At 28.2% G+C, this 13011-nt stretch carries 7 protein-coding genes; 2 read left to right on the forward strand and 5 right to left on the reverse strand.

Annotated features, from left to right (window positions below):
- Positions 1 to 340: 340 nt before the first annotated feature.
- Together HBE96_RS19575 and HBE96_RS19580 are read right to left on the reverse strand one after the other, a co-directional pair.
- Complete coding sequence (locus tag HBE96_RS19575; RefSeq protein WP_169299401.1) at positions 341 to 1669, reverse strand: glycosyl hydrolase family 18 protein; 1329 nt, start codon at positions 1667 to 1669, stop codon at positions 341 to 343.
- A gap of 977 nt (positions 1670 to 2646) precedes the next feature.
- A complete protein-coding gene (locus tag HBE96_RS19580) occupies positions 2647 to 3780 on the reverse strand; it encodes an acyltransferase (protein WP_169299402.1) in 1134 nt (377 codons plus the stop codon).
- Positions 3781 to 4196: 416 nt separating this feature from the next.
- Between HBE96_RS19580 and HBE96_RS19585 the strand changes: the two genes are divergently transcribed.
- The gene (locus HBE96_RS19585; protein ID WP_169299403.1) at positions 4197 to 4577 is read left to right on the forward strand and encodes a BlaI/MecI/CopY family transcriptional regulator; all 381 of its coding nucleotides are present in this window, start codon (positions 4197 to 4199) and stop codon (positions 4575 to 4577) included.
- A gap of 1099 nt (positions 4578 to 5676) precedes the next feature.
- Positions 5677 to 7881, forward strand: coding sequence for a M56 family metallopeptidase (locus tag HBE96_RS19590; RefSeq protein ID WP_169299404.1), 2205 nt, complete (start codon positions 5677 to 5679; stop codon positions 7879 to 7881).
- A gap of 199 nt (positions 7882 to 8080) precedes the next feature.
- On the opposite strand, the gene HBE96_RS19595 is transcribed toward HBE96_RS19590, so the two are convergent.
- The 3 genes from HBE96_RS19595 to HBE96_RS19605 all read right to left on the reverse strand — a co-directional run bounded on the left by HBE96_RS19595 (position 8081) and on the right by HBE96_RS19605 (position 12733).
- Positions 8081 to 9223 (reverse strand): toxic anion resistance protein, encoded by a 1143-nt coding sequence (locus HBE96_RS19595; RefSeq protein WP_169299405.1) that lies wholly within the window; start codon positions 9221 to 9223, stop codon positions 8081 to 8083.
- 30 nt (positions 9224 to 9253) lie between these two features.
- Positions 9254 to 10432, reverse strand: a complete 1179-nt coding sequence (locus HBE96_RS19600; RefSeq protein ID WP_169299406.1) for a 5-bromo-4-chloroindolyl phosphate hydrolysis family protein — start codon at positions 10430 to 10432, stop codon at positions 9254 to 9256.
- Between the two features lie 504 nt (positions 10433 to 10936).
- Entirely contained in the window at positions 10937 to 12733 is a 1797-nt protein-coding gene (locus tag HBE96_RS19605; RefSeq protein WP_169299407.1) for a C25 family cysteine peptidase, read from the reverse strand.
- Positions 12734 to 13011 lie beyond the last annotated feature (278 nt).

The raw sequence follows: 13011 nt of genomic DNA on the forward strand, positions 1-13011 counted from the left end.
AATATATACAAATGACTTTTAATATCTGAGGTTGAAAATTTACTTTCAATCAATACAAATTAATCCAAAACTAGAAATCAAATTTTAATTATTTTTAGTGTTACCATTTTTAACATTTGTATATTATCCCAGTAGGCTTCGCCTAAAAAATTGGAAGCTAAAGGAATATTATGGTTAATGCTAACAGGAAATTATGTGCAAATATAAGTTTTATATTTGTACGAAATTTAGGTAATTAAAATATGAGTATTGGGTAATATGTGAGTATTATTTAAAAAGTAATTAACTTTTGATGATTTAATACAGATTTTTAATGTATAAGAACATTAGGTATGGATTGTTATTGCATAAGTTTAGTTTTTACTACTGTCCAATAATCAGCATTTTCTAAACCCAGTCTCCAAATTGCAATACCTAAAATGTTACTGCTATTTACTACATCTAGTTTATATGAAAGGCTTGTACTATTTTCAAACCATACAGTATGTTGTATGCCGCTAGCATCTGTGTAATTGAAATAAGGGCTTTGAGAAACTGAATCCCACATTATTTGAGCTCCATAAGTTGAAGCTAGGTTATAAACTCCACTAATACTGTATGCTTTAGTACCGTTTGATGACCAATCATATCCATAAGCAGCACATCCAAGAAGAACTTTGTTTGCAGGTATTACTGTCACTGCATAGTTTACAACATTCTTAACCCAGCCTATTGAAGCAATTGATCCAGCTGAGCCACCTGGATAATGTTCATCGTAAGCCATTAAAACTACCTGATCAGAGTAATTTGCTATTTGAGCATAGTCAAAAGCTCCACTCCAGGAATTAGTAGTACTATCAGAAGTTTTAGCTGGTACGGAAACTGTAACTGTGAATCCTTGTGGATGTAAAGCTGTATAAAGTTCGCTCATAAAAGTAGTAAAGTAGCTTCTGTCATAATAATAGATTCCTTCTAAATCTATATTAACTCCTTTATATGAATTAACCTTTAAAGCATTTGTTATATTGTTAATTAAAGTTTGTCTGTTAGTTGAACTTTCTAGTAAAGTTTTAGCTATGCTTCCATCAAAATTATTTGTTATCATAGCATAAGGCTTAATTCCATTGCTATTAGCATAGGATATTTGATTTGATGGAACAAGACCACTAATGTTCCCTAAACCATCTGTAGTAAAAGTATCTGTTGCAATTTCGTTTATTGCAGCAGAATTAGTTACCATAGAGTTATAGGATGAATTATCACCAGAATAATAGTAAGTTGCAAACCCTAAAACTACTTTACTAGAAGAAGGGACAACTACTACCTGATTGGTAGTGGCACTTATATGAGTAGAATCAACAGAAGTGCCATAAGAATTATATGCTCTTACGAAATACCAGTATTTAGCAGAAGTGTTTAATCCTGTATTTTTATAAGTGTTAGAAGTTAGAGTAGCTATTTGAGTATAATTAGAATCGTAAGTAGATGCTCTAAATACCTTATAGCCTGAAGCACCTGATACAGTATTCCAAGTTAAATTAATTTCAGAAGACGTTAAGTTTGTTACTGTAAGTCCAGTAGGCGCCGAAGGTGGTGGTTGTGATGAGCGAGGTTTTGCTAAAACAATACTGAAGTTAAAAATTGTTAAGAATAGGGCTAAGACTAGTGAAAGTACCTTTTTTTGTTTCATTTTCATATACCTCCATTGTTTTCTAATTTACTATTCAATTTTATTATCGAAAAATGTAGAATTAAGTTGAATGGAAATGTTTTCCGAAGGTTAGTTTAGTCATTAAAGCAAGTAAAATGAAAACAATAAGGCACATTCAATAAAATAACTAGTCAAAGATGTTAGTCTATTTTGTATCAGACAAGGAAGTAGGTAAATTTGTTGTTGATGTAATGAATGAAAGTTACTATGAGCTTATTGGTTGGTGAATTGATTATTGTATGATGTGACATGTTATAATGTAAAAAAATTAAAAGAACAGAAAATTGGTTATATTGTGTAAGGGAAAAGTAAAAAGAAGAGTCATCAATGTAGTATATTTACTATATTGATGACTCTTCAGCACTTTAACCGAAATCTACTTTTAGATTTTAGTAGTGCATATAAAGAATATAACAATCTATCTTGCACAATTATAGATAGCTTATCACCTCATTATGATATTGCTACCATAATAAAGCAAATCACAACCTATAATCATGGTTCGTTCAACCAAACAGAATACTTACTCAACCCTATGCAACCTTTCGGCTGCATAGGATCGAAAGGAATAAAATAAAATTTACAAAATTATAGTTAAAACCATAATGAATTGTGTTTTATTTAATCCGTTAGCACCCTGAGTAGTCTTAACTCGACCTTATAGAATAAATTGGAATCCCATTATAATCAATTGATCGATGTCGACTATAATAAAACTTTTCTCCACCCTATAAAATCTGCCCTCTGACTATATAACAGCCATTTTGACCATCATATAATCGTTGGTCGACCTATATACACCCAGTTTAATGAGCATATATAAGTCTTCGCTCAACTGTTATGTCCCTTATGCTATTAATATGTGCAGTTTTTGTTGAAAAATACATGGTAAACATAAGAAATTTATTTGGATATTAATTGAAAATAAAGTCATCATGATAATTATATTTTCAATCTTAAAAACTACGTTTAACAGTTTCAACTACTCTTTTTATATTTATACTTTTAATCATTTCTATATAAGATTTTTGTTTGTTACCTGTTATAAAATGACCATAAGGAATATGGCTAATAGCTTTAATTAAAATAGTATTTACTATACAAGATGAAATCCATAAAATTATTCCCACTGCTAGCCAATCTCTTATGCGATATTTGAACATTATTATTTTCAAGATTGATTGAATTAATAAAACATGAGATAAATAGCTACCAAAGGAATATTTACCAAAGAAATTAAAAATGCTATATGTGATAGTTTTGCTAGATAGAATAACAGAAATTACGTACCAGGCCAAAATAGAAAAAACAAAATAAAGCAAATACAATGATATAATAAATGGCATAATATTCATTTCATTTAAGTATGCATATGTAAATAGACCTATGTATATTATAATTACTAAAATTTTAAACTTTAAAACTGTCTTCTTAAAAATTTCATAATTTAATGCTATATATATTCCCATTATGAAATATAAAAACCAGAAAAAAGGAGATATATTTATGATTTTCATTTGAATTTCTGTAGGATTATTAAATATGAAATGGATTATTTTATCAGAAATTATATTTTGATATTTTGACACTTCATAATAGGATATAGCTACAGTAATAAAAACAGATAATCTCAAATAAAAACTTTGACTATGAATTTTTCTTGAAATCCATAAAATCACTGGCAAGTATATAAATAATCTTACTATCATTCCCATATACCATAAGTGATAAGAAGCATCTCCTGATAGTACTTGCATACATAAATTAGGGACATTAATATGCTTTTTAAAATAATTCATATATACTATTGACCATAATATATATGGTATAAATATATATGATAATTTTTTTATATAATATTTTTTTAATGAGAAGTTTTTTAAATATGAATAAGAAATTACTATTCCACTAATACAAAGGAAAGCCGCTACTGCTGGCTTTGCTAAAGTATATACAAATTTGAATATTTCATAATAAAAATAACTAATGCCTTTTATATTAAAATACCCACCCATAGTATGTTGCTCTACTACAAAAATAAAAGCAAAAGCTCTTAAAACATCTAATTCTTTTAATCTAGTATTTTTCAAGTCTATTTCCCCCTGCCTGATTTAACTGTTTGTCCATATTGCATTATAACACAAGCTTTTAAAAAGCAGCATAAAATTACTATACCTTTAAAATAATTTTTACATTTAATTTTATGAAAATTGTATAAGGCATATGAAAGAAAATAGCAAGTCAAAGATGTTAGTATATTTTGCGATGGACAAGGAAACAGGTTCCGCTGATAGTTGTTCTATCAAAGGGTTCTGTTGACGCAGTATGACGCAAAATATACTAACATACTGACTTGTTATTTTTTTGAATATGCCTAAGATGGTCTGAAGATAATTATTGATTAGATAATTATATAAGCTATTATTTTTAACTTGACAATTATATTTTACAAATGTAAAGTATAATTGTAGGTCTACATTTGTAAACTTTAAGGGAGGAATATAGCATGAAAGATGTACCAAAAATCTCAGCAGCTGAGTGGGAAGTAATGAAGCTTTTGTGGAAGGAAAATCCTTTAACTTCTGAAAAAATAATTAATTCGTTAACAAATAAAATGAATTGGTCAACACAAACGGTAAAAACATTTATAACTAGGCTTTCAAAAAAAGGAGCTATAAGTTTTGATAAAGTAGGCAGAACCTACAATTATTATCCACTAGTATCTGAAAATGAATGCATAAGAGCTGAAAATAAATCTTTTTTACAGAAAGTATATGATGGAGCTGTAGGAATGCTATTTACAAAGTTTTTAGAGGAAGAGTCTTTATCTGAAAAAGAGATTGAAGATTTGGAACAGCTTCTTAAAAATAAAAAGAAAGAGAAGTAAAATTTTAACATGCACTATGGATTATAATTATCATAAGATTTATAGTGCTTATAGAACTTTAAGGCAAATTTAATTTATTTAATTTGTGGAGTCTTTAAAAAAGGTGAAAACTATAAATGATTGCTAGGTAGCACCTTTAGCAAATTCTAATAATTATAAGTTAAATACAAATCATAGTGGAAATAATGGAAGTATATCATCTGTACAAGGAAAAAATTTGAAAGATTATAATAATGTGAAGAAAAAAGTTAAGCCAACAAATAGAAATATTAGTTACTTTTACAGTGAAATATTTAAGCTTTTTTATATTTTAACAAAGCCAGCAGTAATTTTTCTTTTTATTAGTGGAATAGTAATTTGTTATTTACTTTTAAAAAGTTTTATATTAAGAAAATATTATGCATATTTCAATTATATATATTATGGTTCATAGCATATAGGATTTATCATAAGAGCATGTTAATATTTTTGTAAGGTCATTTTAATAGTAATTTTACCATTAAAAATGATCTTTTTATTTTAAGTTAAAATTCTAGTAATAGGCTTAGGACAAATTATTTTGTATAAATATAGACAGTTTATCTGTAAGTGGCTTTTAAACTAACAAAAGTACAAAATAATGAAAAAGTGCACATTTTTTCTTGACAGTTTTAGTTTACAAGTGTAGACTGTAGTTGTAGGTCTACAACTGTAAACTAAGCTGGATAGTATGATAGGAAAGAGGTAATTAAAATCTCAGCAGGTGAACAGAGAGTAATGAAATTTCTTTGCAAAGAGAATTTTTTAACATCTAAAACTAACTAATTCATTAGCAAACACAATGAGTTAGTTAGTATGAACAGTAAAAGTATTTATAACTAGACTTTAAAAAAAGCAATAGATTTCCATAAAATAAGTACAGCATATAACTATTCTTTAACACATGAAAATAAGTTTTTGTTCAAAAACTATATGATGGAACTATAGAAAGCTATATACAAAATTGGTAAAGGAAAATTCTTTATCTGGAAAAATGAGGAAGATAGAACGGCGTTTTAAAAATAAGAAGAAAAGTAAGATTTAATTAAAACTTTGAAATTAAAGATAGGAGGATGCTTAAATGGATATTTTAATTAGAAGCTTTTTATGGGTTTTCCATGCTTCTATAACAGCAAGTATTGCAGCGCTATTAATAATTTTAATTTCAAAGTTATTTGATAAACATATTTCAATAAGACTTCAACATGCGTTATGGATTATAGTTGTTATTAAATTAATAATACCTATAGAGTTTCAAAGCAATTTAAGCTTATTTAACTTGCTGCATGAAAGGCAGAATAATAGTTCAAATATTGAAAATAGAAATACAGTAAAAAATATCACCTATGCTGCAGCTGACTTTTTGAGAGAAGGAAAAGCTCAGCAGAAACATACGGCTAAAAATCAAATATCACAAGGGGCTCAATCTAAGAAAGAAAATGCAAGAGAATATATTATTACTAACGCTTGGAAAATAGCTTCTTGTATATGGATAGGCGGATTTTTTATTGCAGTTGCATTTTTGCTAGTCGTTAAGTATAAATTTAAAGGAAAAAATTCAAATTTAGAGGAAGTAAAAGATTTAGAAATTGTAAAATTGTTTAACAAGTGTAAAAACGAAGCAAAAATAAATAAATATATACCTGTTTATACTTGCGATAATTTTGAAAGTCCATGTATATTGGGAATTGTTAAACCTAAGATTTATATTCCACGGTATATAATTAGTGAAAATAATTTTAAACAATTATATCATATACTTTTACATGAATTAGTTCATTATAAAAGAAGAGATTTAATTTATAATTTTCTTGCTGTTTTTGCTGTTATATTGCACTGGTTCAATCCTATTATATGGTTTTGTATGAAAAGAATGAAACTTCAAAGAGAGTGTGTTTGTGATGCTTATGTACTTGAAATTATAGGAGAAGAGCAGGCTGAAGAATATGGAATGACATTAATTAATTTTTCTAAATTAATGTCAATTAACAAAAGGCCTCAATTAGTAGCTTTTTTTGAAACAAAAAATCAAATTAGGGGGAGAATAAAAATGATAAAAAAATTTAAAAAAGGTTCTTATAAAATGTCAGTGGTTGCGGTGTTATGTTGTGTGTTAGCTTCAGGAGCTGTACTTACTACTTCTGTAAGTGCTAAAGGAATGAAATTAGATAATGCTGCTGCAGTGACTAGCAGTAATGGTTTATCAATAAAAAGTGAAAATAATAAATTCCTTATTGATGCACCAGTTAAAGTTTATGATAATTTAAAGAAAGCAGAAGAAATTACAGGATTTAAAATTAAAGTACCAGATTATCTCCCAGCCAATTATGAAGTATGGAGAGGTTTTAAGGTTGTAAAAGTTTCTGATAAAGATAATTATTTAAAAGTGTATTTGAGAGATAAACAAGAAGGTGGCCTTTTTAGTTTCCAAGCTTCTAAGGTTAATTTGGAAGAGTGCTTAAGCCATGGAGCAGAAAATGTAATTAAGATGTATCAAAGTCAAACTTCTGATACGACAAAAGATTCAAAAAACGGAAAAATTCAAATTAGTAAAGAAAAAATAAATTTATCAGGAATAAATGGGACTAGTATTACTGTAAAAATTATAGATCCTGAATTGCCTAGATTTGCTGATGTAAGAAAATATTTTGTATGGCAAAATGATGGAATGTATTATGGCATAGAATATAATTATGGTATACAGGTAGATGGAGAAATTCCAAAAGATTCCGTGATTCCACAAAGTGAAGTGGAGAAAATTATATCTTCTTTAAAATACATTAAGGATATTAAAAATGTAAATTATTCTGTACAAACAGAAGTTTCTCCAAAAGTTGAAGCCTTATCAATTTATGATAAAGAGGATTTAAAAAGAGCTAAGGAGTTTTTGGGATTTGATTTTAAATTTCCATTAAGTATTAATAAGGATATAACGATAGATAGTTCTGGAGTAGCACCATCAGAAGATTCTGATATAAAAAATGGAAAGATTAATTATCAATTAAATACACGATATAATGCAAAAGCTGAACAAGTATTGTTTACACAAGAAAAAAGCTCCAAAAGTTATGATTATACAAAGAAAACAGTTAAGCCAATAAATATTGGTGATAAAGAAGTTTTTAAACAAGAAACTTATAAAAAGTCAAAAACAAATGAACAATTAAAAGAATATATATATACTTGGAAAGAGGATGGATTTTATTGTAAGCTCTCTACAGCAGAGAGTAATGGAAATCCAGATAAAATAGCTAAGGAATTTATTAATTCAAAATTAATAAATTAAATTTGATTCAAGCATTATGTTAAAGAAATTTGATATGCATTGGAAGATTAGTTTGATTTTTGTAGAAAAATTTAATATGTACAAAATGTGCATTTTAACTATTAAAAATTAACTATCAATTAATTAAGTAAAGGGGGTCATTTTAATAGTAAATTAACTATTAAAATGACCTTTTAATTTTAAATACAAGGTATATTATCTATCTAAGCTTTAAAAGCCTATTTTTTAATTGTTCTTCAATGTTTTGTAATTCTACTTCAGCTTCTTTGCGCTTTTGACGTCCTTCTGTTTGTATACGAAGCACTTCATCAAGAGTAGAAATTAATGATTCATTTGTTTGACGAAGAGTATCGATATCAACAATTCCACGTTCAGATTCTTTGGCCACTTCTATAGTTGACATTTTAAGTGTTTCTGCATTCTTGCGTAGAAGTTCATTTGTCATATTGGTTACTTCATTTTGAACTTTAGCTGCATTGCTAGAATGAGCAACTCCAAGAGCTAATACTATCTGACTCTTCCAAAGTGGAATTGTATTCACAATAGTAGATTGTATTTTTTCAGACATTAAGGAATCATTATTTTGAACTAAACGAATTTGAGGAGCCATTTGAAGAGAAATCATTCTAGTCAGCTCCAAATCATGAATTTTTTTCTCAAAGCGGTTACAAAGAGCTACAAAATCATTTGTTGCTTGTGCATCTTCAGGAAGTCCACTAGCTCTTGCTCTTTCTGCTAGAATAGGAAGTTCTTCTTTTTCTAGATTTGAAAGCTTCTTTCTTCCAGCTAAGATATACATGCAAAGTTCTTTAAAGTATACCTTATTTATTTCATACATTTTATCAAGCATAGCAATGTCTTTTAAAAGCTGTATTTGATGCTTTTCAAGGGTATTGCAAATTTTATTTATATTTCCCTCAACTTTGTCATATTTTGTTTTCATGTGATCAATCTTTTCTGAAGCTTTTTTAAAAAAGCTAAAAAATCCTTTTTTCTCTTCTGAAGTATCGAAATTTTTTAGTTCAACTACTACATTAGAAAGCATATCACCTATTTCACCTAGGTCCTTAGTTTTTACATTATTTAAGGCAGTTTCAGAGAAATCTGCAATTTTTTTTTGAGCACCTACTCCATATTGAAGAATTGAATTTGTATTAGTTATATCAATCTTATCAACAAATTCATCTACCAGTTTTTTTTCCTCTTCTGTTAAATAGCTATCATCAAGAACATCTGGTTGATTCTTTTCCTCTTTTATTTTATTAATGGGAAGCTCATCTTGAAAAGGTTCAAAGCTTAAGCTTGGTGTCATATCAACATTTTCCTTAAATTCATTATCCAATTTTAATTTACCCCCTTTGTTTTTTAGCTGTTACTTTTTAAAATCTTCCTTAGTCAGTCCTTCTTGTGTAAATAGTGTTTCAAGTACAGAAATATCTGTGGAAATATCTAAAGCTACTTCACCAAATAAGTCATCTAACAGTTTTTCGAAGGCAGTATTTATGACATCTATACTTCTTTCAATTTCATTTTTTGCATTTTTTATGTTATCACCTTGAACTGGCTGTTCATTTAGCTCCCTATAGGAATTAACTAGCTTTAATGTAATTGGAAGATAGTGATTGGTAAATTTATTAACTTCAGGAAGCTTTTGAGGATTATTCTCTAAATGATGAAATATTTGACTTACAACATTTTGAAGTCTGCATAATTTTATTGAGATTTTTTCTTTATTAATAGCTGTGTTTGCACTTCCTATTTGTTCAATATAGTTTTTTCCTAATTCAATTACATTTCTTAATTCTTTTTTTTCTGGATCGTTTAGTTCGTCTTGTCTTTTTAATTCAGCTTCATTGCGGCGCTTAAGAGACTCTTGTGACTCTAAGTAATTGTCATAAACTTCATCATTTAACATGAAATATGTCTGTTTATCGTCAATATGTGCTTGTGGAAACATATTTAAATCAATCATTTTTCTTAAATCTTTAACAACAAATTTATTATTTCTTCTAGCATCAGATGCTAATTTTTCTATTGAACAATAATCAAGGCCATTGAGGGTACTTACATAGCCTTTAAAACGCTTTACCCTTTTTCTTAAACTTAGCCCCCTTAAGGCTAAAGCTATACTTGCAATAAAAAAAGAAAATAAAAGTCCCAAAGTAATAAAGTTAACTGTTGAAATTATACTTAGAAAAGAAATGAATATAGAGTATGAAATTAGCATGACACATAAAGTTCCGCTGCCAATAAACCCGAAAACTGTATAAAGTATTCCTGATATACTTCCAACTGGTTTTTTAGCAATGTACATTTTGGTCTTATTTGTGTCCTTGGAAGCCATACTTTTGTGTCTGTAATATCTTTTTCTTTTTATTTTTTCATTAAAATAGTGTGACCTATCTCTTAACTTTGCTTTAACTTCATTTAAAGAATTTTCAGTTCTATCGTTAATATCATCTTTTAATCCAGCGAAGTCTATAGCATCGAATGTATTTTTTAACGTATCTCTGATTTGATCTTCAAAATCAGAAAAATCCTTTCTTCTCATTTTGGCAGCCTCCAAATTATTTTCGTATAACTTAATTAAAATAATATTTCGCATATATTATATATCATTCTTATATAAATTACAATTTGTAACAGCATCCTGTTTATGTCAAGTTAAAATGAACAATTTCATTTTTTATTTTTCCCATTACAAATTTAGCTGGAAGTTTTATTTTCAAAGGGCTTTGCCCATAGTCCGAAAGGGCGAACTTAATATGTTTATTTAGTAATTGATGATGAAATTTATGACCTATGAATTGAATAATCTCAAACTAATAAAACAAATTGTAGGAAATTTGTGTTTGATAAAGATAGCAGATAGTATAGTGTGAGTTCCATAAATTAAATGAAAAAATTTTACATATAAAAAATCCCATCTAAATGTTTTATTATAAGTGTGACTAAACAAAATAAAACAAAGGATGAGATTTTTTAAAATCGTATCAATTGTAAATTAGGATATGAGGGTTACTTAGAATTTTATCATTTTAATTTATATTTTTGTTTACATTGTGTGACTTGGTAGAATTTGTATAGATGGATCGCCAAACAGTGTCCAGGTATAAAAGGTTAATAAATCAGAACTCGTACCATTAGCTATCATTGGAGTTTCTCCTGAGTAGCATAAACCTCCTAATGATATTTTGCTGTTGCTGCAAAGTGCATCAATTATTCCATCTTGCCCATGCATAGGAGGTATCCAAGGCTGATTTACTGTTGACATTAGAGTACCAATTGCTCCTATTGGATTTCCACTGCTATCCTTTGAACGCAACCAGGTTTCTGCAAAGCAAGTACCATCCTGAAATTTTCCACTTACACAGGAAACGCTTATAATAAAAGGAAGATGACCTGCATTATGAAGTTTTTTAATATCAGAGTTGCTAAATTTTGTTGTTACCCAGTAGGTTGGTGCACCATGTCCACAGTAGTTTATTATTCCTCTGCCATCATTTAGACTATTAGTAACTGAAGAAGCATATGCAGAAGGAGCATAAATACTATCTATCTGCGTATATCCTGCATTTAGCAATTTATTTTTTATGTTAGTAATATGATGTGCATCAGATTCATTTGAGCCTCCATCATAGCCTTCAGCTGAGGCAATACCAACACCTTTTTTAAACCAGTCAGCTGCATTGTCTCCGTTTTCTTCGAAATCAATACTTCTTTTTATTTGAGTTTGAACGTCATCAATACTTTCAGCAGAAAAGCGACCTACATATATGTCTGGATAATCATCATTTCCTGCGACTAGAGTATAGGTGGGATCTGAAACTCCATTGGAATATTCAGGAGAAGAAACCTGTGCATAGTCACCTACAAGAAGTACATATGCCAAATCTGAATGTTCATTATAATAATTCTGAATATATTTTTTTATTTCAGATGGATTATTTGATGGTGATACAGTCGACATATTTACTAGTGTAGTTTTTATTCCTCTTGAGTTTTTCCACTGAATAAAAGGACTCATAGCACTGCTAAATTTATCATATGAAATTATAAGCATTGAACCAGATTCTGAAGAAGCATTTCTTAATGTATTATTTAAGATTTTAATGTTGTTATAATTAATAAATGTATTTGAATAAGCTGGTTCAAAATCTTTAGTAATTTGTTTTGAATTTGAAATTTCAGATGAATCTGTTGAGTAACCGCTATCTGTAACTATCTCAGCAGTTACGGATTTATAAACTCTTAGTGTTTCGGCTGTAGGCTTATATTGAAATGCATTTAAAGCTATAGTTACTCCTCTTAATTCTCTCATAATGAATGGTTTGCTCAAAGTAGCTAATGATGATGGATAAAAGGATTCACTTTTATATTCCTTTCCAAATTTATAAGGCTTTTTATTAGGATCTTCATTCCTTGTTATAGAGCCTTTTGATGGAGCTATAGGTAAGTTTTTATAATCCTCATATTCTGATGATAAAATATTGAGCTTAGCATTAGAACTATTGGGAATAACAATATTGCGGCAGATACGAGGAAGTAAAGGTGCACCTTCTTCATATAGCGTACTAGTATTTTCACACTTTATATTATAGTAATTTTTATTATCTATAGTAACCAATGTTTTACTAAAATTGTTTATCTGAAATTTTACAATTGTATGACGAGAATTAGATTCCAAAACAGTAACATTAACGTCATTAGGGTTGTTTTTGACAGTTTTTGAATTAGAATTGGAATTAGAAGCAAAAACAGTGCTAGGTGTGAGTGGAATAAAACACTGAGTTCCTAAAAGTGCTAATACAAACAAAAATGTTGTCAGTTTTGATTTTAATAAATTTTTCATAAATACCTCCTAAAAATAATTTAATAGTAATAGAATTAATAATACACCCTGGTCATAAGACATTCCCCTTTCAAATTTTAAGATTTTTTATTAGTGCATACAATATAAATATATTCCATATAATGTAAAATGTATACATTATAATAATGATTTTTAATATAAAGTTTAATGACTGATGCAATAAAAATAACAATTTTACTTATTCTTGGACAACTTAAATACTACTTATTTGATTATGAATGATATTTTTTAATTTAAAGTTGGAAATAAATTTAATT

Source organism: Clostridium muellerianum (assembly GCF_012926525.1).
In the GTDB taxonomy this organism is placed as follows: Bacteria; Bacillota; Clostridia; order Clostridiales; family Clostridiaceae; genus Clostridium_AM; species Clostridium_AM muellerianum.